Origin of the sequence: Variovorax sp. 3319, assembly GCF_031456585.1 — a bacterium.
Lineage (GTDB): Bacteria > Pseudomonadota > Gammaproteobacteria > Burkholderiales > Burkholderiaceae_C > Variovorax > Variovorax paradoxus_P.
Map to the genome: position 1 here is coordinate 155,145 of NZ_JAVDUZ010000003.1, position 26,150 is coordinate 181,294.

General features: G+C 65.9%; 21 protein-coding genes. 17 read left to right on the forward strand and 4 right to left on the reverse strand.

The window, feature by feature from the left end:
* Position 1 precedes the first annotated feature (1 nt).
* The 3 genes from J2X67_RS07925 to J2X67_RS07935 are packed head-to-tail and all read right to left on the reverse strand — an operon-like array spanning position 2 to position 3,919.
* Positions 2–2,008 (reverse strand): transglutaminaseTgpA domain-containing protein, encoded by a 2,007-nt coding sequence (locus J2X67_RS07925; protein ID WP_409050473.1) that lies wholly within the window; start codon positions 2,006–2,008, stop codon positions 2–4.
* The gene (locus tag J2X67_RS07930) at positions 2,002–2,973 is read right to left on the reverse strand and encodes a DUF58 domain-containing protein (RefSeq protein ID WP_309952013.1); all 972 of its coding nucleotides are present in this window, start codon (positions 2,971–2,973) and stop codon (positions 2,002–2,004) included. The genes J2X67_RS07925 and J2X67_RS07930 overlap by 7 nt, the downstream gene beginning before the upstream one ends.
* 25 nt (positions 2,974–2,998) lie before the next feature.
* Positions 2,999–3,919 carry a MoxR family ATPase gene (locus tag J2X67_RS07935; RefSeq protein WP_157614631.1) on the reverse strand — a complete coding sequence of 307 codons (921 nt, stop codon included), beginning with the start codon at positions 3,917–3,919 and terminating at the stop codon, positions 2,999–3,001.
* A gap of 86 nt (positions 3,920–4,005) precedes the next feature.
* On the opposite strand from J2X67_RS07935, the gene J2X67_RS07940 reads away from it, so the two are divergent.
* From J2X67_RS07940 to J2X67_RS07990, 11 genes are all read left to right on the forward strand, one after another.
* Complete coding sequence (locus J2X67_RS07940) at positions 4,006–4,959, forward strand: histone deacetylase family protein (RefSeq protein ID WP_309952015.1); 954 nt, start codon at positions 4,006–4,008, stop codon at positions 4,957–4,959.
* 39 nt (positions 4,960–4,998) lie between these two features.
* Complete coding sequence (locus J2X67_RS07945) at positions 4,999–6,279, forward strand: mechanosensitive ion channel domain-containing protein (protein WP_309952512.1); 1,281 nt, start codon at positions 4,999–5,001, stop codon at positions 6,277–6,279.
* A 136-nt stretch (positions 6,280–6,415) separates the two neighbouring features.
* On the forward strand, positions 6,416–7,165 hold the full coding sequence (locus J2X67_RS07950; RefSeq protein WP_126749040.1) for an electron transfer flavoprotein subunit beta/FixA family protein: 750 nt from the start codon (positions 6,416–6,418) through the stop codon (positions 7,163–7,165).
* A 2-nt stretch (positions 7,166–7,167) separates the two neighbouring features.
* Positions 7,168–8,100 carry an electron transfer flavoprotein subunit alpha/FixB family protein gene (locus J2X67_RS07955; RefSeq protein ID WP_309952017.1) on the forward strand — a complete coding sequence of 311 codons (933 nt, stop codon included), beginning with the start codon at positions 7,168–7,170 and terminating at the stop codon, positions 8,098–8,100.
* A gap of 74 nt (positions 8,101–8,174) precedes the next feature.
* Positions 8,175–9,965, forward strand: coding sequence for an acyl-CoA dehydrogenase (locus J2X67_RS07960; RefSeq protein ID WP_309952018.1), 1,791 nt, complete (start codon positions 8,175–8,177; stop codon positions 9,963–9,965).
* Between the two features lie 82 nt (positions 9,966–10,047).
* Positions 10,048–11,010, forward strand: coding sequence for a nitronate monooxygenase family protein (locus tag J2X67_RS07965; protein ID WP_309952019.1), 963 nt, complete (start codon positions 10,048–10,050; stop codon positions 11,008–11,010).
* 50 nt (positions 11,011–11,060) lie between these two features.
* On the forward strand, positions 11,061–12,173 hold the full coding sequence (locus tag J2X67_RS07970; RefSeq protein ID WP_309952021.1) for an acyltransferase: 1,113 nt from the start codon (positions 11,061–11,063) through the stop codon (positions 12,171–12,173).
* Positions 12,174–12,316: 143 nt separating this feature from the next.
* Entirely contained in the window at positions 12,317–13,471 is a 1,155-nt protein-coding gene (locus J2X67_RS07975) for an AAA family ATPase (RefSeq protein ID WP_309952022.1), read from the forward strand.
* On the forward strand, positions 13,468–13,917 hold the full coding sequence (locus J2X67_RS07980) for a hypothetical protein (protein WP_309952024.1): 450 nt from the start codon (positions 13,468–13,470) through the stop codon (positions 13,915–13,917). Before J2X67_RS07975 ends, J2X67_RS07980 begins: the two co-directional genes overlap by 4 nt.
* Positions 13,914–15,788, forward strand: a complete 1,875-nt coding sequence (locus J2X67_RS07985) for a hypothetical protein (protein ID WP_309952025.1) — start codon at positions 13,914–13,916, stop codon at positions 15,786–15,788. The genes J2X67_RS07980 and J2X67_RS07985 overlap by 4 nt, the downstream gene beginning before the upstream one ends.
* Positions 15,775–18,753 carry a bpX6 domain-containing protein gene (locus tag J2X67_RS07990; protein WP_309952027.1) on the forward strand — a complete coding sequence of 993 codons (2,979 nt, stop codon included), beginning with the start codon at positions 15,775–15,777 and terminating at the stop codon, positions 18,751–18,753. The genes J2X67_RS07985 and J2X67_RS07990 overlap by 14 nt, the downstream gene beginning before the upstream one ends.
* A 7-nt stretch (positions 18,754–18,760) precedes the next feature.
* Here the strand turns inward: J2X67_RS07990 and J2X67_RS07995 are convergent, their stop codons facing one another.
* Positions 18,761–19,183 carry a cupin domain-containing protein gene (locus tag J2X67_RS07995; RefSeq protein ID WP_309952029.1) on the reverse strand — a complete coding sequence of 141 codons (423 nt, stop codon included), beginning with the start codon at positions 19,181–19,183 and terminating at the stop codon, positions 18,761–18,763.
* A gap of 138 nt (positions 19,184–19,321) precedes the next feature.
* Between J2X67_RS07995 and J2X67_RS08000 the strand changes: the two genes are divergently transcribed.
* The 6 genes from J2X67_RS08000 (at position 19,322) to J2X67_RS08025 (ending at position 26,059) form a co-directional block, all read left to right on the forward strand.
* Positions 19,322–19,768, forward strand: a complete 447-nt coding sequence (locus J2X67_RS08000; protein ID WP_309952031.1) for a metalloregulator ArsR/SmtB family transcription factor — start codon at positions 19,322–19,324, stop codon at positions 19,766–19,768.
* Complete coding sequence (locus J2X67_RS08005; RefSeq protein WP_309952033.1) at positions 19,657–20,121, forward strand: SRPBCC domain-containing protein; 465 nt, start codon at positions 19,657–19,659, stop codon at positions 20,119–20,121. Before J2X67_RS08000 ends, J2X67_RS08005 begins: the two co-directional genes overlap by 112 nt.
* Before the next feature lie 79 nt (positions 20,122–20,200).
* Positions 20,201–20,386, forward strand: a complete 186-nt coding sequence (locus tag J2X67_RS08010; protein ID WP_309952035.1) for a hypothetical protein — start codon at positions 20,201–20,203, stop codon at positions 20,384–20,386.
* 31 nt (positions 20,387–20,417) lie between these two features.
* Positions 20,418–21,542 (forward strand): chorismate synthase, encoded by a 1,125-nt coding sequence (gene aroC / locus J2X67_RS08015; RefSeq protein WP_309952037.1) that lies wholly within the window; start codon positions 20,418–20,420, stop codon positions 21,540–21,542.
* Complete coding sequence (locus J2X67_RS08020) at positions 21,542–22,735, forward strand: MFS transporter (protein WP_309952038.1); 1,194 nt, start codon at positions 21,542–21,544, stop codon at positions 22,733–22,735. The genes aroC and J2X67_RS08020 overlap by 1 nt, the downstream gene beginning before the upstream one ends.
* A gap of 288 nt (positions 22,736–23,023) precedes the next feature.
* Positions 23,024–26,059 carry a type VI secretion system tip protein TssI/VgrG gene (locus J2X67_RS08025; RefSeq protein ID WP_309952039.1) on the forward strand — a complete coding sequence of 1,012 codons (3,036 nt, stop codon included), beginning with the start codon at positions 23,024–23,026 and terminating at the stop codon, positions 26,057–26,059.
* Positions 26,060–26,150 lie beyond the last annotated feature (91 nt).

Here is a 26,150-nt window from a genome sequence, read left to right on the forward strand (position 1 = left end):
TTCAGCGCGGCCAATTCAGCCGGCGGAACTCGCTGCGCAGGGCGGCCAGCGATTGAGGCGAGGCCTTGGCATAGCGCTGCGCTTCGAGCTTCAGCAGCCAGTCGCGCACCGCTTGCCCGGCGGGGCCGAAGCGCGCCTCCGCTTGGTCGGCCATCTGGCGCGGCGGTGCTGTTTCGGGCACCTTGAGCCCGGCTTTCGCAAGGCGCGTGCGTGCCTGGCCCAGCAGGCGCAGCCAGGGGTCGTGCTGGCTGCGTTCCCACAAAGTCCAGGCCGCGCCGGCAAGGCTGGCACCCACCAGCAGGTAGAGCAGCACGTAGGCCAGGTCTTCGAGACTCGGCGCTTCAAAACCGATGCTCTTCAGCAGGTTGAGCTGGCGGCTCTGGGTGTAGTTGAGCACCCACTGGTTCCAGCTGTTGTTCACAGCCTCCCAGGCGGCGCGCACGTTTTGCGCGAGTGTGGGGCTCATTGCGCCGATGGCGCCGGCAAAGAGGCCCGGCTGGGGCGCAAGGCGCTGGAACTGCCCAACCCGGCCCGGTGACACGGCAGAGGTGGGGTCGACCCGAACCCAGCCCAGGTCTTCTTGCCATACCTCGGTCCATGCGTGCGCATCGCTCTGGCGCAGCACCCAGTAGTTGTCGACGCTGTTGAGTTCGCCGCCCTGGTAGCCGGTCACGATGCGCGCCGGAATGCTCAGCCCGCGCATCAGCACCACGAAGGCCGACGCGATGTGCTCGCAGAAGCCTTGCTTGCGGTCGAACCAGAACTCGTCGGCCGTATTGGCACCGTAGACACCAGGCTCCAGCGTGTAGGTGTAGCCGCCGGTGCGCAGCCGTTGCATCGCAGCCCGCACGAAGGCGGCCGTATCGGCGTTGGCGAGCTCGGGCTGCGCGCGCAATTCGGCGGCGAGTGCGGCGGTGCGCGGGTTCAGGCCAGGCGGCAGTGCGAGGTAAGGCCGCAGCGCGCCCGTCTGCCGCGTGGGTCCGCTCAGAAACTGCGTATGGCTTTCGGCGCGGTAGCGCACAAGGTCGGAGACCGGCCGGTTGGCAATCCATTGCAGGTCTGGTGTGCCCATCAATTCGAAGCCCGGCGCGTCGGGCGGGTTTTGCGCGGCATCGAGGGTGAGCAGCCAGGGCCGGTGGTTGGGCTCGAGCGTGATCTCGTAGCGAAACGGAGCGCCGCTGGTGCGCAGATTGGCCGACGATTGCGCGCCGCGCGCCCAGGGCGGCAGCGCAGTCCACTCGCGCCCGTCGAACTGCGTCAGCACCGGGCCGCGAAAGTACATCTGGCTTTGCGGGGGCGCGCGGTCGTTTTCAAACTTGATGCGCGCCGCAATGCTGTCGTTGAGGGCCAGTTCGGCGATGGTTCCCACGCGCATGGTGTTCGACAGGCCCGTGCGGCCGGCCATGGCGTCTCCCGGCGTCCCCCACAGCGGCGCGAAACGCGGAAACAGCAGGAACAGCGCAAGCATGATCGGCGCGCCCAGCAGGGCCATCCAGCTCGCTGTGCGCGCGGCCTGCATCAATGGCGGCTTGCCGACCGGCATGTGCGCATTGACCAGTGCAGTCAGCAGGCCCAGCAGCGCGAGCAGCATGGTGAACGCCGTCATCAGCGACTGCGAGTAGAAGAAGTTCGTCAGCATCGCGAAGAAGCCGAGGAAGAACAGCACGAAGGCGTCCCGTCGCGCGCGCAGCTCCAGCGTCTTGAGCGCCAGCAAGATCACCACCAGGGTCACGCCCGGGTCGCGCCCGAGCAGCGTCCGATGTGTGGCAAACGTTGCAGCCACCGCCAGCGCCAGCAGGCCGGCGCGCCACCATTTGCTCGGGAGCGGGCGGGCTTCGATCGCGAGGGTGCCGCGCCACACCAGAACCATGGCGGTAATGGCGGTGCACCACCACGGCAGGTTCTCGGCCTGCGGCAGCACGATCAGCGCAATGACCGAAAGCAGGAACAGCGTGTCCCGGGCATCCCTCGGCAGCGCCGTGATTTCGCGCATGAACTTGTTCAGCATAGTGCTAAGGCCTCCAGGCAGGCCCTGCGGTGCGCTTCGCCCTGCGAGGGCTGCACCACACGCCCGGCGATGCGAATGCCGTAGTCCACGCCCAGGCGGTCGGCCATCAGCACCCATGCGCACAGCCGCGACGCACGGGCCTCGGTGTCGGCCAGGTTGGTGGCCTGCGCGTCGAGCCACAGTTCCTCGCGCTGGGTCTGCTGCATGTCGCGGCTCACGAGTTCTTCAGACCCGGTGGCTTGCGCCCTGGCCGCTTTTTTCCAGACCACCAGCTTGAGCGGGTCGCCGCGCCGGTAGGCCCGCAGCCCGTCATATTCGCCGGCCGACTGGGAGCGCAGGGCGGCCGATGTTGCGGCCGGCCCCGATAGGGGCTCGCCAGGCGGCAAGGGCGGCGGATGCGCTTCCGGCGTCGGGTAGACCAGCATCTGCGCGGCCGGCCGCCATACCGTCCAGACGCGGAATGTGCCCAGCGGAAACCGGGTTTCGGCGGTGAGCGGTGGCACGGGATGAAGCCCGCGCCTCTCGGGCTTGAATGCGATCTCGACGGTGGAGGTGCCTTCGGCCGGCACGTCGGTCCAGGCCCATTGGCCGCTGCCGCGCACCGCCATGCCGATGCCGTAGCGCACGCTGCGCCGCGTGTTGTGCAGCACCACCCGAAAAACTGCGGCGGCGCCCGCATAGTGCGCATCGGGCGGCGTCAGGTGCATGGCGAGGCCGCGCAGCGTGGCGTGGCAGACGTGCATGCCCACGGCCACGCTGCCCGCGAGCAAAAAGGTCAGCAGGTAGCCCAGGTTGAGCTGGTAGTTGATCGATGCAATCAGCAGCACCAGCAGCGTGGCGCCCAGCGTCCAGCCCGCGCGCGTGGGCACGATGTAGACGTTGCGCTGCGTGAGCTCCAGCGTGTCCGAAGGCGGCCGGCGCGACAGGAACCAGCCGTCGATGCGCGAGCGTAGCGACGCGATCATCGGTGGCAAACGAGACGGTTCATTGTTATGGGAGCGGCACGTCCGCGATCATCGCGCGCACCTGCTCCACGGCGCCGCGGCCGGCGTCGCCCACGGGTGTGAGGCGGTGCGCAATCGTCTGCGGCAAGATCGATTGCACGTCATCGGGTGCAACGTAGCTGCGGTTGGCGAGCAGCGCCTGGGCTTTGGCGGCGCGCAGCACGGCAATGCCGGCGCGCGGCGAAAGGCCCTGCAAAAACCACCGGCCGGAGCGCGTGGCTGCGATCAGGTCTTGCACGTAGTTCAAAAGCGGCTCGGCCGCATGCACCTGCTGCACGCGCTGCTGCAGGGCCGTCAGCTCGCCGGCGGTGAGCAGCGCGGGCAGGGTGGCCAGCATTTCGCGGCGGTCGGCCCCCGCGAGCAGTTCGCGCTCGGCCGCGCGGTCGGGGTAGCCCAGCGAAATGCGCATGAGGAACCGGTCGAGCTGCGATTCGGGCAATGCGAAGGTGCCGAGCTGGTCCTGCGGGTTCTGCGTGGCAATCACGAAGAACGGCGTGGGCAGCGGCCGGGTCTCGCCTTCGATGGTGACCTGCTTCTCTTCCATTGCCTCGAGCAGCGCGCTCTGGGTCTTGGGGCTGGCACGGTTGATTTCGTCCGCCAGCAGCACCTGCGCGAATATCGGGCCGGGATGGAAAACAAAGGCCTGCTGGCCCCGGTCGTAAATGGCCACACCCGAAAGGTCGCCCGGCATCAGGTCGGCCGTGAACTGCACGCGCGAGAACTGCAGGCCGAAGGTGTGCGAGAGCGCGTGGGCGAGGGTGGTCTTGCCGACCCCCGGCACATCCTCGATCAAGAGGTGCCCGCCCGCCAGCAGGCAGGCCACGCAGTCGCGCACTTGCGCCTCTTTGCCGACGATCACCGTGTTAAGCTGATTCAGCAAAGTGGCAAGCTTCGCAGCAACGTCCATATTTGTATCCATATGCAAACGATACCGTAAGACCGCGCGGCCCCATGCTGTGTGAGGTCTAGATACGACAGAGACACGGCAAAGAGATGGGCAAGACCGGCTACTTCACACATCGCGATTGCTGGAAGCACGACATGGGCCGGGGCCACCCCGAATGCCCCGAGCGGCTGGACGCCATCGAAGACAGGCTGCTGCTGACCGGCGTGGGCGACGCCCTCGAACACCGGGCAGTGCCATTGGCAACCCTTGCGCAGATCACTCGGGCGCACAGCGAGGCGCACCTCGAATACCTCGAAGAGCTCCACCAGCGACTGGTGGCCGACGAGCCGGCGGGCGGGCCCGCCCATGCGATGCTCGATCCCGACACCATCCTGAACCGCTACACGCTGCTGGCCGCACGCCGGGCAGCCGGTGCGGCCATTGCCGCCACCGACGCGGTGATCGGCGGCGAGGTCGACAACGCCTTCTGCTCGGTCAGGCCGCCAGGGCATCACGCCTGCCGTGAACAAGCCATGGGCTTTTGCTTTCTCAACAACGTGGCGATTGCAGCGCGGCATGCGCTCGAGGTGCATGGCCTAGAGCGCGTGGCGGTTGTCGATTTCGACGTGCACCACGGCAATGGCACCGAGAACATACTTTCGAATGATCCGCGGGTGCTGATGGTGGGCTTTTTCCAGCATCCGTTCTATCCGTACAGCGGCACCGACCATCCGGCGTCGAACATGCTGAACCTGCCCATCCCGGCCTATACCAAGGGCATGGATGTGCGTGAACTGATCGAGGCCGCCTGGATTCCCCGGCTCGAAGAGTTCGGGCCCGAAATGATCTTTGTCAGCGCGGGCTTCGACGCCCATCGCGAGGACGACCTGGGCCAGCTCGGGCTCACCGAGAACGACTTTGCCTGGATCACGAGCCGCATCCAGGACGTGGCCAGGCGCCATTCGCGCGGGCGCATCGTCTCGATGCTCGAAGGCGGCTACAACCTCGATGCGCTGGCGCGCAGCGTCGAGGCGCATATCCGCGTACTGGCCGATCTGTAACGCCGCGGGCGCGTATACGGCGCCATGTTTCTGCAAGAGATGAACTTCAACGATTTCACACAACGTCTGCTTCAGGTCGACGCGCGCGGCCTGGGCATCGAACTGGCGGCGCTCGTGGCTTGCGTCGTATTGGCCTGGATGGCAAGCCGCTGGTTCGGGCGCGACCAGCCCAAGGATTCGATCTGGTTCGGCGAGCGCACCTTCGACGGTGTGCTGTTTCCTTTGCTGGCGCTGGTTTTCACCGAGCTCGCCCGCCGCCTCGTGACCGGCTTCCAGCCAGTGCTGGTGCTGCGCATCGCGGTATCGGTGTTCCTGTCGCTCCTGGTCATCCGCCTGTTCGCCCGGGTGATGAGGGCGGTTTTTCCCGCCTCCAACCTGGTGCGGCTGCTGGAGCGCACGATCTCCTGGCTGGCCTGGATTGCCGCCATTCTCTGGATCGTCGGGCTGCTGCCGCCGGTACTGGCCGAGCTCGACAACATCACCCTGTCGTTCGGCAAGACCCGCGTCAGCCTGCAGACCATCGTGCAAGGCGCGCTCTCCGCCGGGCTGGTGCTGGTCATTGCGCTGTGGATTGCCGCCACCATCGAGAAGCGCATCCTGCTGGAGGCTGTAACCGATCTTTCGATGCGCAAGGTGGCGTCGAACGCGATCCGCGCCATTCTGCTGCTGGTGGGCCTGCTGTTTGCGCTGTCGGCGGTGGGGGTCGACCTTACTGCGCTCTCGGTGCTTGGGGGCGCGCTGGGCGTGGGCCTGGGCTTCGGCCTGCAGAAGCTGGCAGCCAACTACGTGAGCGGCTTCGTCATTCTGCTGGAGCGCTCCATCCGCATCGGCGACAACGTCAAGGTCGATACCTTCGAAGGCCGCATCACCGACATCAAGACCCGCTACACGCTCATCCGTGCCGGCAACGGGCGCGAGGCCATCGTGCCGAACGAGTCGCTCATTACGAGCCGTGTCGAAAACCTGTCGATGGCGGACCGCAAGTTCAACATCACGACCAGCATCGTGGTGGGCTACGACAGCAACGTGGCCCAGGTCCAGTCCATTCTTTGCGGGGCCGCAAAGGCGCAGCCGCGCGTCATGACCGACCCCGAGCCGGTGACCTTTCTCTCCAGCTTTGCGCCAGACGGGCTCGAGTTTGTCCTTAACTTCTGGGTGGCGGACCCGGACAAGGGCAAGGACAACGTCCGCTCGGCCATCAACATCGCCATCCTGGAGGGCCTGCGCGGCGCGGGCATCGACATTCCCTACCCACAGCGCGTGGTGCGGGTCGAGTCGCTGCCGCCGGGCGTTTCGGGTACCCCGGACGCTGCCGTATAATCACGAAAAAGCACGACCGTTCTTTTTTGTAACCCGCAGTGCCAATCGCCATGAAAGCAGAGGCGGCAAAGGTCGGACTCTAGAATGACCGGTTGCCCTCGAAGCCCCCTTTTTGCAATCCAATGGAGTCAAGTCAATGAAGGTTCTAGTGCCTGTCAAACGGGTCGTCGATTACAACGTCAAGGTGCGCGTGAAGAGCGACGGCACCGGGGTGGACATTGCCAACGTCAAGATGAGCATGAACCCCTTCGACGAGATCGCCGTTGAAGAAGCCGTTCGCCTGAAAGAGAAGGGCGTTGTGACCGAAGTCATCGCCGTGTCCTGCGGCGATGCCAAGTGCCAGGAAACCCTGCGCACCGCCATGGCCATCGGCGCCGACCGCGGCATCCTGGTCGAGACCACCGAAGAGCTCCAGCCCCTGGCCGTTGCCAAGCTGCTCAAGGCGCTGGTCGAGAAGGAGCAGCCCCAGCTCATCATCCTGGGCAAGCAGGCCATCGACGACGACGCCAACCAGACCGGCCAGATGCTCGCCGCCCTGACCGACCTGCCGCAAGCCACCTTCGCCTCGAAGGTCGAAGTGGCGGACGGCAAGGCCACCGTCACGCGCGAAGTCGACGGCGGCCTGGAAACCATCCAGCTCAGCCTGCCGGCCGTGATCACGACCGACCTGCGCCTGAACGAGCCGCGCTACGTCACCTTGCCCAACATCATGAAGGCCAAGAAGAAGCAGCTCGACACCTTCAAGCCCGAAGACCTGGGCGTGGACGTCAAGCCGCGCCTGAAGACCCTCAAGGTCAGCGAGCCGCCCAAGCGCGGCGCCGGCATCAAGGTGCCCGATGTTGCAACGCTGGTGGACAAACTGAAGAACGAAGCGAAGGTGATCTGAACATGACCGCACTTGTTATTGCCGAACACGACCACGCGACCGTCAAGCCCGCGACCCTCAACACCGTGACCGCGGCGCTTGCCTGCGGCGGCGACGTGCACGTGCTCGTTGCCGGTGCCAATGCCGCTGAAGCCGGCAAGGCCGCCGCGCAGATCGCCGGCGTGACCAAGGTCATCGTGGCCGACAGCCCCTCGCTCGCCGAGAACCTGGCGGAGAACGTGGCTGCCCAGGTGCTGGCCATTGCCGGCAACTACAGCCACATCCTGTTCCCCTCGACTGCCAACGGCAAGAACGTTGCCCCGCGCGTGGCCGCCAAGCTCGACGTGGCGCAAATCTCCGACATCACCAAGGTCGACAGCCCCGACACCTTCGAGCGCCCGATCTACGCCGGCAACGCCATTGCCACCGTGCAGAGCAGCGACGCCACCAAGGTGATCACGGTTCGCACCACCGGCTTCGACGCCGCAGCCGCCACCGGCGGCAGCGCAGCCGTTGAAACCGCCGAAGGCGTGGCCGACAGCGGCAAGTCGAGCTTCGTGGGCCGCGAAGTCACCAAGAGCGACCGTCCCGAACTCACCGCCGCCAAGATCATCGTCTCGGGCGGCCGTGCCCTCGGCAGCGCCGAGAAGTTCACCGAAGTGATGACGCCGCTGGCGGACAAGCTCAACGCCGGCCTGGGCGCCAGCCGCGCCGCAGTGGACGCAGGCTACGCACCCAACGACTGGCAAGTGGGCCAGACCGGCAAGATCGTTGCGCCGCAGCTTTACATCGCAGCCGGCATCTCGGGCGCCATCCAGCATTTGGCCGGCATGAAGGACTCCAAGGTGATCGTCGCGATCAACAAGGACGAGGAAGCACCGATCTTCTCGGTGGCCGACTACGGCCTTGTGGCCGACCTGTTCACGGCTGTGCCGGAACTGGTGAAAGCGCTCTGATCGCAACGCCGCACTGAGCCGGAGGGCATCGTTCGCGATGCCCTTTTCGTATCCGCTGTATCTGGAGACAAGAGATGAGCTACACCGCCCCCCTCAAGGACATGCTGTTCGACATCGAGCACCTGGCCAACATCGGCGAGATCGCCAAGCTGCCCGGCTTTGAAGACGCAGGCCTCGAAACCGCGCAAGCCGTGCTCGAGGAATGCGCGCGCTTCAACCAGGACGTGGTCGCGCCCCTGAACGTGGAGGGCGACCGCAACCCCTCGTCGTTCAAGGGCGGAGAGGTGACCACGACGCCGGGCTTCAAGGAAGCCTTTGCGCAGTACGTGTCGGGCGGCTGGCAGGGCCTGCAGCATCCGGCGGACTTCGGCGGCCAAGGCCTGCCCAAGACCATCGGCGCGGCCTGCGGCGAGATGCTCAACTCGGCCAACATGAGCTTTGCGTTGTGCCCGTTGCTGAGCGACGGCGCCATCGAGGCGCTGCTCACGGCCGGCTCCGACGAGCTCAAGGCGGTGTACCTCGAAAAGCTGGTGAGCGGCCAATGGACCGGCACCATGAACCTCACCGAGCCGCAGGCCGGCAGCGATCTTGCCCTGGTGCGCAGCCGCGCCGAGCCGCAGCCCGACGGCACCTACAAGGTCTTCGGCACCAAGATCTTCATTACCTACGGTGAGCACGACATGGCCGAGAACATCGTGCACCTCGTGCTTGCACGCGTTACCGGCGCGCCCGAGGGTGTGAAGGGCATCAGCTTGTTCGTGGTGCCCAAGTTCATCGTCGGCAAGGACGGATCGCTCGGTGAGCGCAACGATGTGCACTGCGTGAGCATCGAGCACAAGATGGGCATCAAGGCCTCGCCTACCGCCGTGCTGCAGTACGGCGACCATGGCGGCGCCGTGGGCTACCTCGTCGGCCAGGAGAACCGCGGCCTGGAGTACATGTTCATCATGATGAACTCGGCCCGCTACGCCGTGGGCATGCAGGGCATTGCCATTGCCGAGCGCGCCTACCAGCATGCCGTGGCCTACGCGAAGGACCGCGTGCAGAGCCGGCCGGTCGATGGCTCGATGAACGCCAGCGCGCCCATCATTCACCACCCCGACGTCAAGCGCATGCTGATGACGATGCGCGCCTGCACCGAAGGCTGCCGTGCCATGGCCAGCGTGGCCGCCGCCGCCTACGACGCGGCGCACCACCACCCCGATGCGGAAGCCCGCAAGCAGAACCAGGCGTTCTACGAATTCATGGTGCCGCTGGTGAAGGGCTACAGCACCGAGATGAGCCTCGAAGTGACCTCGCTCGGCGTGCAGGTGCACGGCGGCATGGGCTTCATCGAAGAGACAGGTGCGGCGCAGTACTACCGCGACGCCAAGATCCTGACCATCTACGAAGGCACCACCGCCATCCAGGCCAACGACCTTGTGGGCCGCAAGACCGCGCGCGACGGCGGCCAGACGGCCAAGGCCATTGCGGCGCAAATCGAGAAGACCGAAGCCGAGCTGGGCAAAAGCGAAAGCGCGGCTGCCGCTGCCGTGCACAAGCGCCTGAAGGCCGCACGCGAGGCATTCATCGAGGTGGTCGACTTCGTCGCGGGCCAGACCAAGGCATCGCCCAATGCGGTGTTCGCGGGCAGCGTGCCCTACCTGATGCTGGCAGGCAACCTGGTGGCCGGCTGGCAGCTGGCACGCTCGCTCATCATTGCCCAGGAGCTTGCCTCCCGCAGCGTCGACGTCGACTTCATGCAAGCCAAGATCGTCACTGCGCGCTTCTACGCAGAGCACATTCTCAACAAGGTGCCGGGCATCCGCGACAGCATCGTCAACGGCGCAGAAAGCGTGACGGCACTGGCGATCGACGCTTTCTGAAGCTCCGGGCCCCGTGTCGCCCACCTGACGGGCGATGCGGCCTTCCTCTTATATAAAACCGAAACCTTATCCCGGAGACGACATGTCCAAGCTGCCCCCCGTGCTCGCCAACCTGCCGCTGCCCATCATCGGCTCGCCGCTGTTCATCATCAGCAATCCCAAGCTCGTGATCGCGCAATGCAAGGCTGGCGTGGTCGGCGCGATGCCGGCTCTGAATGCCCGCCCCGCCGCCCAGCTCGAGGACTGGCTGGCCGAGATCACCGAAGAACTCGCGGCCTATAACAAGGCCAACCCCGACAAGCCCGCAGCACCCTTCGCCATCAACCAGATCGTTCACAAGAGCAACGACCGGCTCGAGCACGACATGGAAATGGTCGTGAAGTACAAGGTGCCGATCGTCATTACCTCGCTGGGCGCGCGCACCGATGTGAACGACGCGGTGCACAGCTACGGCGGCGTCACGCTGCACGACATCATCAACAACAAGTTCGCGCAGAAGGCCATCGAGAAGGGCGCCGACGGCATCATTGCCGTGGCGGCCGGTGCCGGCGGCCACGCGGGCGTGAAGAGCCCGTTCGCGCTGGTGCAGGAAATCCGCCAGTGGTTCGACGGCCCCATTGCGCTGTCGGGCTCCATTGCCACCGGCGGCGCGGTGCTCGCGGCGCAGGCCATGGGCGCCGACTTTGCTTACATCGGCACCGCATTCATCGCCACCGAAGAAGCGCGCGCCAGCGATGAATACAAGCAGGCCATTGTCGACGGCACCTCTGACGACATCGTGTATTCGAACCTCTTTACCGGCGTGCACGGCAACTACCTCGCGCCCAGCATCGTCAAGGCCGGCATGGACCCGGCCAACTTGCCAGAGGGCGACGTGAAGACCATGAACTTTGCTGCCGGCGAAGGCAGCAAGGCCAAGGCCTGGAAAGACATCTGGGGCTCGGGCCAGGGCATCGGCGCCGTCACCGAAGTGGCCAGCGCCGCGGCCTTCATCGAAAAGCTCAAGCGCGAATACCAAGAGGCAAGGCAGCGACTCGCACTTTGAACGGCGCGGACAAACCGGCACTCGCCCCTGCGCTTGCGCAGCGCGGGCGAATGCCATTGCTCGATATTGCCAAGGGCATGGCTTGCGCGGTGATCGTGGGGCATCACCTGTGCCGCTATGGCGCGATGCCGGTGGGGGCCTTTGCACTGGCGCCTGGTTTCGTGGGGTGGCTGGCCGACGACGGCCGGCTTGCCGTGCAGGTGTTCCTCGTGATTGCGGGCTTTCTGGCGGCTTCCAGCCTGGCGCCAGATGGCGTGCTGCGGGTCGACAGGCCGGTTGCGCGCATCTTGCAGCGCTATGGCCGGCTGGTCATGCCTTACCTGGCTGCGCTCACCGTGTGCGTGCTGGTGGCTGCAATCGTGCGTCCGTGGATGAGCGGTGACGACGTGCCGGCTTCGCCGAGCATCGGCCAGTTGCTGGCGCACGGACTGCTGATGCAGGACCTGCTGGGCTACGACTCGCTCTCTACCGGCGTCTGGTATGTGGCCATCGATTTTCAACTCTTCGTGCTCGCGCTCACGCTTGTGGGAATGCCGGCCCTGCTGCGGCGGGGCGGGGCGGCGGTGGCTGCAGCCTCGCGCGAACGCTGGATTCCCGTGGCACTTGTGCTCGGGCTGGCGGCAGCCTCGCTGGTGCTCTTCAACCGCAATGCAGAGCTCGACGACACGGCGTTCTATTTTTTCGGCGCCTACGGGCTCGGCATGCTGGCTTTCTGGATCGGACGCGCCACGCGCGCCAGCACCTGGCAAAGCGCCATTGCAATGCTGGCGCTGACCGGCGCGGGCGCGCTTGCCATCGACTGGCGCAGCCGCATTGCCATTGCGCTGGTGAGCGCGCTGCTGATTGCCGTTGCGCAGCGCCAGGGCTGGCTCTCGCTGGCAGGGCGCGCCAATGCGGCCATGCCGCTGCAGCGCCTCGGCCGCATCTCGTATTCGCTGTTTCTCATCCACTTTCCGGTGCTACTGGCCACGAACGCAGCGGTTGCGCAGCTTGGGCCGCATGCCGCGTGGATCGATGCGCTCGGCATGGCGGTTACCTTCGGTCTTTCGATAGCAGCCGCGTTTGTGCTGTACCGCTGGGTCGAAGTGCGGCCAGCCTCATGGCGTGCGGTAGGCGGGTTGTTTGCCGCGCTGCTGGTCAGTGGAATGCTCGTTTCGCACTGATCTGAGTGCAGGTGGACGAAGGCGGGTGTCTATCGGCGCACTCTCCCGCCGTTACTGAGAAAAAATCCGCGCGCTGTGGCACGGCGTTGACTCCATGCTGCGGCACACTCTCTGCATCTTTACGTGCGGAGAACTCTTCTTCAATGACCAGGCATTCCCTTCAGGCTTCCGCAGATCATGTGCGCCAAGCGATCCGTACGTCCACTGCGGGGCTCATCGGCCGCGAGCAACTGGCCGAACTGATCGTGCTGGCCGCCGTGGCGCAGGAGCACCTGCTGGTGGTTGGTCCGCCCGGAACGGCCAAGAGCGCGGTGGTGCGGCGAGTGGCGCAGAGTCTTGGCGGACGCTATTTCGAGTACCTGCTCGGGCGTTTCACCGAGCCTTCGGAGCTGTTCGGCCCGGTCGATCTCAACAAGCTGCGCGCGGGCACCGTCGAGACCGATGTAACTGGCATGCTGCCCGAGGCAGACGTGGCATTTCTGGACGAGGTCTTCTTGGGCTCCACCGCAATCCTGAACACGCTGCTCGGCGTGCTCAACGAACGGCGATTCCGGCGCGGCCACACACAGTTGCACTGCCCGCTGCGTGTGTGCGTGGGCGCGGCGAATGCACTGCCCGACGACGAAGGGCTCGCGGCTTTCGGCGACCGTTTTCTGCTGCATGTTTTCGTCGAGGCCTTGCCCGACCATCAGCTCGAAGCCATGCTCAGCGGCGGCTGGCGCTCCGACCACTCGCCCTCCGGCATGGGCAACGCGATGGCGGACCTGGACACCCTGTGTCAGCAACTCAAGCAGGTCGACTTGAGCGGCGTGCAGCCGGCACTGGCCAACGCGATCCGCAAGCTGCGCCAATCCGGCGTGCAGCTGTCGGATCGCCGTATCGTGAAGTCGCAGCGCCTGCTGGCCGCCGCAGCCGTGTTGGCCGGCCGCCTCCATACCACCGAGGCTGATCTCTGGCCGCTGCTGTATGTGCTCCCCACGCAGGAGGCGCAGCAAAGCGCGCGAGACGTGCTGCGCGACGCTTTCGCCAACGCCAATCACCCGCACCTGCTGAGCGCGGTGGAAGAGGCCACGCTACAGCCGCTGTCGCGCGCCGCGCGGCTGGCCGAGTCGGCGCGCGCTTGCCTGGAGGGTGAACCCGCCGCTGCGCGCACGCAGACGGAGAGCGTGCTGCGCGAGATCGACGCCAACTTCAACAGCGAGCAATTGCCAGAGGCATTGGCCGATCTGCGTGGGCAACTCGTCGAACGCCTCGCGTCCGTTGTTTCTGCGTCTGTTTCTGCTCCCGCTTCCGCATGATGAGCCAGGCGAGCTCGTTCGCCTGGCGCTGGCGTGCGCGCGCCGAGGCGCTGCCCGCGCAGGCGGCTGTTGCCTGGGGGGCTGCGGCACGCGTGCTGCACGCACGGCTGCTGCAGTTCGAGCCCGAGCAGCAAGTGGGGCTTTCCGTCACAGCCAGCCGCGACCTGCTGATCGTGGTGGGCGAGGGGGCCGCTCTCCCGTGGGTCGACGGCATCGCCTATGCCGGTCCCTGCACCGAAACGCCCGGTCTCTGGCTGCCGACGATTGAAGAGCCCGACTTGCCCGCGGATTTGATCGCACGCAGCCTGGAGCGCCAGCACCAGGGGCGCCAGCCGTTGTTGTTGTGGCCCCGGCCTGAGGCCGTGCTGCCGCTGGACCGGCTGCTGCCACTGTCGCAGCCGCTTCTCGCGCGAATTTCGGCGAACTGGCAAGGTAGCAGAGCGTGAGCGCCGCGGCCACCGAACTGCCCGAGGCGCTCAAACCCTGGCACCCATGGCTCGAATGGTTCGGCGCCGAGTTTGCGGCCGAACTCGGCGCGCTGATCCAGCGTTTGCAGCCGCTTCTGGGCACATTTCAGGGCGAGGTGCGCGGCGGACAGCCCGAGCCCGACGGTCTTGACGACCTGCGTCGGCGCGGACGCTACGAGCGCCTGCTGTCCACCGAATGGCTGCTGGCCGACGAACTTCCCGACGAGTTCCTGCGTCGCGCGGCTTCGAGCGAGCATCTTTTCCTGGCGCCGCGCCCGCGCGCCCGCGAGGCTGAAAAAGGCATCGTTGCGATCTTCGACGCCGGCCCGCTGCAGCTTGGTGCGCCGCGCCTCGGGCAACTCGCACTCTGGATCCTGCTGGCGCGCCGCGCCGCGCAGACCGGCGGTGCGCTCCAGTGGGGCCTGCTGCAGGTACCCGGCAAGCTGCACGATGCGCACGAGGTTCGCCAGCTCAAGCTCCTGATGAAGAGCCGCAGCTATGTGGTTGGTGACCTAGAGCACGCCGGTGCATGGCAAGCGGCCCTTGCCGAATTGCCGCACCCGCCCGGCGAAAGCTGGCTGATCAGCGCCGCACCGGCGCAGCAGCCCCTGGCCGAGCGCTGGACTAGCCATCGCATCCGCCTGTGCCGAGCCGTGCAGGGCGATGTGCTCGAAGTGGCTCTGAGCGGGCGCGCCGGACTGCGTCATGCCGCGCTGCCGCTGCCGTCGGTGAAGACGGCGGTGCCGCTGCTCAAGGGTGAGTTCACCTCGGTGGCGCCGGCCGCAGTGCACCAACGTCACCGTGGCCGCATTTCGTTGCAGCGGCCGCCCTTGATTTCCCCGCACGGTTCACACGTCGCGGTGCAGTTGCTCGACGAGCCGGGCGTAGTGGTATTTCCCGTCGCCAGCCTTGCGCAACGCAAACCCGGCAAGCCCAGGTACCAGCGGTGGGGCGACCGGCTGGAGCCCCTGACGGCCATGTTCGCAGGCAAGCGTTTGGGTGCTTTGCTGGGCTTCGAGCGCTCGATGTATTTCTGGCAGGTCCAGGGGTTGGGCAGCTTCGTCGCGCCCGAGGTGGATGTGTTCCGCGCACCGCCCGGGCTTGGCGTGTGGCTGGCCTCGGCCTGGCTGCACAACGCGCAGAAGCAGTGCGTATGCGTGCTCGACAGGGACAAACGGCTCGTGGCCTGGGAGGCGTCGAGAATCGACGCGCCGTCCCTGGAGCCCAAGCCGCCAAAGCTGATCGACAGGCAAGTGATGGGCATGCTCCAGTGGTCTGACACCGCGCTGGTCTATGCAGTGATCCGCTCGAACCTCCTGGTGCTGTGCCGGTTGGGCCTGGAAGTCTCGCCTTCGACCGTGCTCACGGTATGCGCGCGGGCGGAGGATACCGTCGTGTTCTTTGGCGGAGGTACGCAGTGGAAGCGCGGGATCGGCGGCTGCGCGGTTCGCATCGCCACCGTTACCAGCGGGAACGAAACCTGGCGCATCTACGAGCCGATGCCACAGGCTGCCAGTGCCGGCATGCGGCACATCGAGCCCTCGAAGGTGTGGACGACTTTCGAACTCAGCATTCACCGGGGCATCGCCCTGGTTCATGACGCGAAGAACACCCGCTTTGCGATGCTGAGCCTGTCGCCCGACCGGACCGCGCTGGTGCTGCACGCGAAGGACGAGCGACCCGAAGTGGTCTATACCGCGCCCGAGCGCATCGAGAAGATCAGCGTCTCCCCGAACAGCGGGTTGGCCGTGATGCTTACCGTCCACAAGAAAGTCATCTTCTATATGGTGCCCGAGCGTGCATTGCGCGCCGTGCTGCATGGCGAAGGAGCGGACGATGCAATTGCCTGAACGCAAACGCATGCGCATGCCCGCGGCCGAGGTTCGCCACCCGGTGCTGAAGGGGCGGCAGCTCGTGGCCGGGCTGTGGTTTTCTTCCGAATGGCTGGCCGAGCCTCATCGCGCGCGGCGCATCGTCGAAGCCTGGCGCGCGGGCGCGCGGCTGTTCCGATTCGCCCAGGGTGACCTGCTGCGGTTCACTGCGCCGGTCTCGCTCGATTGCGACCGGCTTGCCGGCTGGCCGCTTCGGCGCGAAGGGGGCGCGCTGTGCTCGGCCGAGCTTGCGCTGTCCGAGCGCGGCGCACTGCCGATGGCCGACGTGTGGCTGGTGCAGGGCGGCGAGGTTCTCTCGCTGCAGCTCTCGCAGGCCGAACCCTTTGACGTTTCGATGTGGCTTGACACCGGTCCAGCCCTGCTTGACACCTTCGATTGCCGCGAGACCCTGCCCGAACCGGTGGTGCTCGACACGGATGGGCGCTCGGTGCGCGACGTTCTGGGCGACGCAATTGCGCCGGCCAGCGACGAGCAGTTGGAATTCCTCAAGGCCGTGGCCGAGCGCGCACGCACCATGGAGGCCCGCCGCAGCATCATGGCACCCAAGGCGCCGGGGGGGCGTCGAGGCGGGAGTCCGGGCAGCGGCTACAAGTGGTGGGGCTGGGCGCTGGGCGCGCTAGTTCTGCTGTGGCTCGTTCTTTCCGGCGAAAACCGGGCGCCGTCCCCGCTGGACCCGGCGAAGCCGAGCGCCCCGGGTCACGAACCTCCCACGCAACTCGACGCATCGTCGATCCGCATCGCGATCATCACGCTGCTGATCGTGGCCTTGGTGATCTGGGCAATGACCCGCGTGCAAGCGCACCGAGCGCGTCAAGGAACGGGCCGCCGCCCTGTGCGTGCGGCCAAGCCTGCGCCGGCGCGTACCGATCCAACGCCATCGCCGCCGGCGTCTTCGCTGAAGCCGCGCGGCAATGCAAGGCCGCTGCGTTCGCGCTGGCGCGATTGGCTCGCGCGCATGGCCATCGCGTCACAAGTCTCGAAGCTACTGGGCCGCCAGCAGGCCGCTTACATGCGGCGCATGCTCAAGATGTTCGACGACGGTGATCTCATGGAGGCCTTGCGCCACGCGATTCCTCTGGGCGGCGATGCCCACGATGCAGGCCAGGCCTTCGGTACGCCCGGCCGACGCGAGAGCCTGTCGCTCAACGGATCGACTGGGTCGCGTTCGAGCATCTACCTCGACGACAACTTCCAGGACCATCTGCGACAGCTCTACCGCAAGAGCTTCGAGAAGCTGGACCGGGATGGCCGCATCGACGAGGCGGTGTTTGTGCTGGCTGAGTTGCTTCAGTCGCATCAGGAGGCGCTTGACTACCTGGAGAAGCACCAGCGCTTCGCGCAGGCCGCCGAACTCGCGCTCGGCTGGGACCGCCCCCCCGAAGTCATCGTGCGCCTCCTGTGCCTAGCCGGCGACTGGCGGCGCGCCATCGCAGTCGCGCGCCGCGACAACGCCTTTGCCAGCACGGTGATGCAACTGCAAGCCAAGTGGCCCGAGATGGCGAACCGCATGCGCGAGGAATGGGGCCAGTCGCTGGCACAGCGCGGCGAGTGGCTGCAGGCGGTGGATGCCGTCTGGCCCGTGGCCGCGGCGCGTGAACAGGCGATGACGTGGCTCCTGGCGGCCGAGGCCGCTGATGGCCGGCTTGCGGCGCGCGCGCTGGTGCAGCGCGCACTGTTGCTGCCTGACACGCTGGATGCCTGCGCAGAGCGCCTGCGGGACCTTCGCGATGCCCCGCTCCTGCACCGCGAACGCGCCGCGCTCGCCAGCGAACTGCTGGCCGTGGCCGACCACAACGCTACCTCGCGCGGTTTGGTGGCCGTGCTGGCGCCCGCGCTGATTTCCGATCACGCAGGCGGCCACGGGCGCATGGACAAGCGCTCTTTCCAGTCGCTGTTGCGCATCCATGGCGACCAGATGCTGCGCGCCGACATGCCCGGCGGCGAGATGCCCGGTTTCGAGCCCCGATTGCTCACCGCGCGTTCCAACGTGTTGTCACTGGACGCGCCTTCAGCCGGCGCGCATGTCGTGCACGACGCGGCGTTGCTCGACGACGACCGCTATCTGCTGGCACTCGGCGAGGCCGGTGCGGTCATGACCGACGGCACAGGCCGTGTGCTGGCCCGCTTCGCGGTGCCGGCATATCGGCTGGTACCAGCCCATAGCGGACAGGTCGCACTGGCGCTGGCACAACGCGACGGCCTTTGGCGCGTGAGCCGGCTCGACCTGGTGCAGCGCCAGGTCCATGACCTGGGTCTGTCCGCCATCGCGCATTTCGCGAGCGAATTCGACGGGATCGGCTGGACCGTGGCGCGCGGCAATCGAATTCAGGTGCTGGACACGGGCCGCTCGCTGCGGGATGTACTCTGGCAGGTGGCCGACCTGCCGGGGGAGGTGGTCGAACTCACGGCCACGCGTCAACTGGAGCAGTTTGTGGTGCATGACCATGTGCTGGGCCCTAGCCTCTGGCGCTATCAGCGTCAGCCACGCCGTCTGCAGAGCCGCGAGGCGATGGACTTCTCTGCAGTTCCGATTTCCAGGCACATGCTTCACCCGCAGTTGGGCGCGTTCCGCCTCCTAGGCGAGCTCAGTGGCGACGGCGCCCTTTGTTTTAGATGGCGGGTGATGCACGGCACGGAAGGTGAAATTCGTCTGGCCGACTACCAGGACGCGCCGAAGGGCGCGGCGCTGGTCTTCTGGTGCGATCGCGACTGGCTGGTGATGGTGCGCGTCTTGTCCGGGAACACCACCGTGCAATGGTTCAACATGCGTGGAGGCCGCATGGCCGCATCGATGACATGGCCCGCCGGTACCGAGCCAAGCATGCGCGCCGTTGGCGACGGCTGGCTGCTGTTCGACGCCCAGGGGCGGGTGCTGCACCTGAATACTGAGCGCAGCGTGACGACCGGTTTTTCTATCCGCTGAGTAGCAGTTACTCCCAAGGCGTAGGCGGCGGAATTTCGCAAACCGGCTCGACGTCGACGCTCTTGAAGTCCGCCGGCGAGACGATCTCCAGGTATTCCATGTCGGGCGAGTAGTCGAACAGAAAGTGCCGGATGCCGGGCCGCTGGTGCACCACGTCGCCGGCTTCGACAAGGGTTTCCTTGTCCTCGTACATGAAGCGGGCCCAGCCCTTCACCATGATCACGATCTGGAAGTCCGCCTCGTGGCGGTGCCAGCCGGTGCCCGCTTCCGGTGCCATGTTGGCCTTGACGAGGTGCGCGATGACCTTGCCGTTGGTGGCCTCCGCAATGCCCAGGTCGCGGTAAAGAAAGAAATCGCGCAGGCCGCCCGAGACAAACTCCGTATCGCCGGGCTTGACGTGGGAGAACTGGGTAGCGGTTCGGTCCAGCATGGGGCGCTCCTTTGCAGGTAATGCAGTGGTGGTTGTGCCGTCTGCAGCACGCATAAAGCGTTCCAAAAGGCATCTGCCGCGAGGGGCTGATATGGCCTTGGGTTGACGGGGCGCGAGTGCAACCCGATACTCAACCATATGGTTCACTCAGATCCCGTTTCGCTGGACGCCGTCTTTGCTGCTCTTTCCGACCCGACGCGCCGCGCCGTGCTCGAAACCCTGGGCGAGCGCAGCCTCAGCGTGACCGAGCTTGCAGAGCCGCACGGCATGTCTCTTACCGGCTTCATGAAGCACCTGCGGGTGCTCGAGGACGCCGGCCTTATCTCGCGCACGAAGGAGGGCCGGGTCGTGCAGTGCGAACTCTCGCCGCGGCCCATGCAGGAGGCTGCCGTGTGGCTATCCCGTTATGAGAAATTCTGGACCGGGCGCCTCGATGCACTGGCGCGCTATCTCTACCATCAAGAGGAGACCGAATGGCAAAACCTGCCGCACCCGCCAAAGAGCGACCCTCGCTCACCCTCCGCAGGCACTACCCCGTTGCCGCCGAAAAAGTCTGGCGCGCGTGGACCGACCCGCAAGCGCTGAAAGCCTGGTTTGGCCCTGAAGAAATCGTTTCCGTTCCGCTGGCCGAAGTCGACCTGCGCGTGGGCGGCCGATTTCGCGTGACCATGCTTGCCGCCGACGGAGAGACGCACGACGTGAGCGGTGTCTACCAGGAGCTAGTGCCCAACCGCAAGCTGGTTTTCAGCTGGGCCTGGCGCAGCACGCCGGAGCGCGAATCGCGCGTCACGGTGCGCATAGAGCCCGACGGCAACGGGTGTGAGCTGGTGCTGATGCATGAGCAGTTCTTCGACGAGGCGGCGCGCGACGGACACAGCCACGGCTGGACCGGCGCCATGGTCAAGCTCGAGCAATGGCTGGTGCAGCCGGCCGCATGAGAGGCTTTCACGCATTGCCTGGCCGTTGGCGAAGACCCATACTGGGGCTTCCACGACCGGACGATGAACGGAGCCTTCCATGAGCAACGAACTTCGCAAGAAGCTGCATGACCTGGCAGAACTGGCCGACAACACCACCGATCCACAAACCAGGGCCATCGTCGAGGCCATACGGCTGCAGACGGCTGTGCTGAACGAGCGGCTCTTTTCCATCGAGCTGCAGCTGGGCACGCTCACCAAGCGCATGGAAAACACGACGGACTGAGTGGCCGCCGCTTTGTGGGGATAATCCCGTCATGAGCGGCAACACCTTCGGAACTCTCTTCGCGGTCACCAATTTCGGCGAGTCGCACGGCCCGGCCATCGGCTGCGTGATCGACGGCTGCCCGCCGGGCATGGAACTGAGCGAAGCCGACATCCAGGGCGACCTCGACCGCCGGCGCCCCGGCACCAGCCGTCACGTTACTCAGCGCAATGAGCCCGATGCGGTGCAGATTCTTTCGGGCGTGTACGAGGGCAAGACCACCGGCACCCCCATTGCATTGCTGATCCAGAACACCGACCAGCGCAGCAAGGACTACGGCCAGATTGCCCGGCAGTTCCGCCCGGGCCATGCCGACTTCACCTACTGGAAGAAATACGGCATCCGCGATCCGCGAGGCGGTGGGCGTTCTTCGGCACGGCTCACGGCACCCATGGTGGCTGCCGGCGCGGTTGCCAAGAAGTGGCTGGCCGAAAAGCACGGCATGGTGTTTCGCGGCTGCATGACGCAAATCGGCGAGATTGCCATTCCTTTCGAAAACTGGGACCACGTGCCCAACAACCCGTTCTTCGCGCCGATTGCCGACGTGAGCGGGCTCGAAGCGTATATGGACCGCCTGCGCAAGGCCGGCGATTCGTGCGGGGCGCGCATTCGGGTTACGGCCACCAACGTGCCCGTTGGCCTGGGCGAGCCGCTCTTCGACAAGCTGGACGCTGAAATTGCCTACGCAATGATGGGCATCAATGCGGTGAAGGCGGTTGAAATTGGCGCCGGTTTCGACAGCATCACGCAGCGCGGCACCACGCATGGCGACTCGATTACGCCCACGGGCTTCGTTACCAACAATGCGGGCGGCATTCTCGGCGGCATCAGCTCCGGGCAAGACCTGGAAGTGAGTATCGCGATCAAGCCCACCAGCTCGATCATCAGCCCGCGCCAGTCCATCGACATCAACAACAACCCGGTCGAGGTGGTCACCAAGGGCCGCCATGACCCCTGCGTTGGCATTCGTGCAACGCCCATTGCCGAAGCCATGCTCGCGCTGGTGGTCATGGAGCACGTGCTGCGCAACCGTGCCCAGTGCGGCGACGTGCAGCACGAGCAAAAAGTGCAGGCCGACAAGACCGAAGCTGCCTCGCCGCAGGCGTCTTTTCTCTAGTGTCCGCCCCGCCACCAGTGGCCGCCGGACGCGGCCACCTGTTGGCATTTGCTGGTCTGTCGGCCAGCTATTTTGCGCACATCGGCTTCTTCAACCCCTACCTGCCGCTGTGGCTCAAGGACCTGGGGCTGCCGATCTTCACGATCAGCCTGCTGGCCTCCGTGCAGTCGATCACCCGGGTGTTCGCCCCTTATGCCTGGGGCGCGCTCAGCGACCACACAGGCCACCGCGTGATGCTGCTGCGCTTCAGCGCCGCGGTGGCGTTGGCCAGCTCGTTCGGGCTGTGGTGGCATGGCGGTGCGTGGTGGCTGGCGCTGGTGCTGCTTGTAATGTTCACCCACACCAGCTCGATGATGTCGCTCACCGAGGCCGCCATGGCGCAGCTTGTGGCCGGCGACTGGGGGCGCTACGGGCGCATTCGCCTTTGCGGCTCTGCCGGCTTTCTTGTGACGGTGTTCTTCGCGGGCGAGTGGTTCGAGCGCTTCGGCATGAAGCACTTTCCGGCCTGGGCCGCCGGCACGCTGGCCGTTGTGCTGATTGCGACCATGAAGCTTCCCGACATTCGCGAGCCCGTCGCCGCGCATGACGCGGTAAAGGAGCCCATTGGCCCCGTGCTGCGCATTCCGGCCGTGCGGTGGTTTTTTGCGGCGCTGTTCTTCCAGGTGATGTCGCACTTCTCGGTCTATGCCTTCTTCTCGCTGTACCTCGATTCGCTGGGCTACGGCAAGAGCGTTATCGGCCTGCTGTGGGCGCTGTCCGTGGTGGCCGAAATCGTGTGGTTCTTTCTGCAAGGGCGGCTCATCGGCCTCTTGCCCATGCCGCGCTGGATGCTGGTGTGCGGCATCGCGGCCGTGGCGCGGCTGGGCCTGACCGCCGGGCTGGGCGGCTCCATTGCGGCGCTTGTCATCGCGCAGTGGCTGCACGCATTGAGTTTTGCGGCGCATCACACCACCTGCATCGCCGTGGTGTCGCGCCGCTTTCCGGGGCGGCTGCGCGGGCGGGGGCAAGCGCTGTTCACCGTGATCGGCTACGGCTTTGGCGGTGTGCTGGGCGTGTTGCTCGGCGGGGCCGCGGCGCAGGAGTTCGGGTACCGCACCATGTTCGCGCTTGCGGCCCTCCTGGCCGTGGCAGGCAGCCTCTGCGCCTGGCAGGTGGCAAGGCTCGAACGGCCGGCGCAGGCGCGCGCGGCCTGAGACGCAGCCCCCGTTCTTCTTCTGCTTCTTCGTCTTGTCGGCGGGCCTTCCGCCGATTTGCTGCGCGAATTGATTTGCCCAATTGCGCGGCAGCCCCGCGCCTGTGAACTTTATGTTGAACCGCTAAACCGTGAAATTTGGCATTGGCTTTTACGATAAATCAACATTTAAAATAATTGTGAAAACATGCAATGGGGAGGTGAGCATGAAGCTCGTTTTGAAAACAATATTGTTATTGGATGAATTGCGGTTAAGTGATTTGTCTTATAAGCGGTTCGCGGTGCAGCAATGAACCGTCGTGTCACTATTCAGACGCCGCTCGGCGAAGCGTTGCAATTTCGCCAGCTGGTGGGCCGCGAGGCGCTGAGCCAGCTCTACACCTTCGACATCGACCTCTTGGGCAGCAGCAATGCCATTGAGTCGAAGGCCTTACTGGGCAAGGCGTCGACCGTGGCGGTCGAAACCGAGAGCGGTGGCGTGCGCTACCTGGGTGGAATTGCGACGCGCTTTGGCCTGCAACAGGAAGACGCGCGCCATTCGTTCTACCGCCTGCAATTGCGCCCGTGGCTGTGGCTTGCTACGCGCCGCAGCGATTTCCGCATTTTTCAGGGCAAGAGCGTGCCCGACATATTGACGGAGGTATTGGGCAGCTACGGCTACCCGATCGAAAAGAAGCTCAGCCGCGGCGACTATCGCCGCTGGGACTACTGCGTGCAGTACCACGAGAGCGACTTCAACTTCGTATCGCGGCTGTGCGAGCTCGAAGGCATCTACTACTACTTCCGGCACGAGGCCTCGCAGCACGTGCTGGTGTTTGCGGACGACATTGCCAGCTCGCACGCTCCGCTGCCCGGCGGAGAGTCGGTGCGCTTTCATCCGCTCGAAAAATCCGGCATGGGCCAGCGCGAGCGCATCTATGCCTGGGAAACCGCGGAAGAGGTGCGCGCGGGCCACCACTACAACAACGACTACGACTTCGAGAAGCCCAAGGCCGACCTCTCGCACCTGCGGCAAATGCCGCCTGGGCATGACCACGACAGCTACGAAAACTACGAGTGGCCCGGCGGCTTTGTGCAGCACGCAGACGGCGAGACCTACGCGCGCATCCGCAATGAAGAGCAACTGAGCCAGCGCAACCGTGCAACGGGGCGCTCCAACCTGCGCGAGTTGGCAACCGGCCACACGCTTCGGCTCACCGGCCATCCGCGGGCCGACCAGAACCGCCAATACCTGCTGCTGAGCGTGAGCTACCACCTGCAGGAAAACCTGCAGGCGAGCGAGGGCGCCGAGGCTACAGAAGGCTCGGTGCAGCGCTTTGCATTCGATGCCCAGCCCACCAGCCTCGCATGGCGCCCCTTGCGCACCACGCCCAAGCCGCGCACCCGCGGTCCGCAAACGGCCATGGTGGTGGGGCCGACCGGCGAAGAAATCTGGACCGACCAATACGGCCGCATCAAGGTGCAGTTTCACTGGGACCGCCTTGGCAAGGACGACGAAAACTCCAGCTGCTGGGTCCGTGTGTCCACCGCATGGGCGGGTGCCACATTCGGCGCAGTGTCGGTGCCGCGCATCGGCATGGAGGTGATCGTCGACTTTCTCAACGGCGACCCTGACTACCCGATCGTGACGGGCTGCGTCTACAACGCCGACACCATGGCCGCCTGGCAGTTGCCGGAGCAAAAGCACTTGTCGGGCATTCGCAGCCGCGAACTCGGCGGCGGGCGCGGCAACCATCTGGTGCTGGACGACACCCACGGAAAAATCCAGGCGCAGCTGCGCAGCGACCATCAGGCGAGCCAGCTGAGCGTGGGGCACATCGGCCGCATCGAAGACACCGCAGGGCGCAAGGAGCCGCGCGGGCAGGGCTTTGAACTGCGCACCGACGGGCATGGTGTGGCACGCGCGGCCAAGGGGCTGCTGGTGACCACGGAGCCGCGCCCCAACGCGCAGGCGCATACCACCGACATGGGTGAAACCGTCGGCCGGCTCACGCAGGCGCGCGACCTGCACGAGGGCCTGAGCGAAGCAGCGCAGGCCGCGCAGGCGCACGATGCCGGAGACCAGGACGAAGTTGCCACCGGCCTCAAGGAGCAGAACGACGCCATCAAGGGCCAAGGTGGCAACCGCGAGCAAGGCGAATTCCCCGAGTTCCAGGAGCCGCACCTCACGCTTGCCAGCGCCAAGGGCCTGCAAACCGTGGCGCAGGGCTCCACGCATGTGGTGAGCAACGAGCACACCGCGCTCACCAGCGGCGGCCACACCAGCGTGAGCGCGGGCAAAAGCTTTCTTGTGAGCGTGCAAAGCGCCATCCGCATGTTCGCCTCAAAGGCCGGCATGCGGCTGGTGGCGGCCAGTGCGGACATCGACATCAAGGCGCTGAAGGACAGCGTCAACGTGCTCGCCAAGCTCAACATCACGCAAACCGCCAACAAGATCACCATCCACGCGAAGGAAGAGGTGGTGATCAACGGCGGCTCCAGCTACAGCCGCTGGAGCTCGGGCGGCATCGAGCACGGCACTTCGGGCACCTGGCGCGAGCATGCGGCGGTGCACAGCCTCGTGGGGCCAGCCAGCCAGGGCAAGCCCGCGCTGCCCAACCCGCCGCAATTGCCCAAGGGCCAGCTCGACCTGTATCACCAATACATCAAGCCCACCGGCGAAAAGCACCAGGGCGTTGCGCAGGGCGACTTCACCGTGGTCGATTCGGAAGGCGGCACGCACGCCGGCACCTTCGACCGCAACGGCTTTGCAAGCGTCTCGGGCTTGCCGATCGGCACTGCCAAAGTCACCTTCGGCAAGGACCCGCGCGACCCGTGGGACGAGGGCAGCTACTTCGGCACGCCCAAGGACTGGAAGGTGAAAGAGCCTGCCGGTGGTGCCGCCGGCGCCAGTGCCGGGGGCAGCACGTCGTCGGGCCTTTCGGGTGTTCTGGGTGGTGCCGGCAATCTTGCCGGCCTGGCCGGATCGGCTGGCGGCGCCGCGGGCGCGCTTGCAGGTGTCGCGGGCATGAACAGCAAGGCCGCAGGCATGCTGGGCCAGGTCACCCAGGCGGCAGGCATGGCGCAACAGGCCGTGGGTGCCGCTCAGGCGATCCAGCAAGGGGGCGCCAAGGCGCTGCTGGGCCAGGCGAGCCAGGCCGCAACAGGCATGGCAATGCAGGCCGCCGGTGCGCGGCTCGGACCGATGGGCGCGCCCGTCGCCGGCATTGCCAATGTGGCAAGCAGCGCGATGAGCGGCGGCATGTCGGCCGGCATCAAGACGGGCATGGCCACGGCTGGCACCAATCCCGCGCTTGCGGGTCGCACGCCCGGCTTCATGGGCTGAAGCGGCACCGCGTGTATTTCAAATAACAAGACGACTCAGGCAACAGGGAAAACAGGGCAATGGCGGAAGGATCGCAACAACAACCATCTCA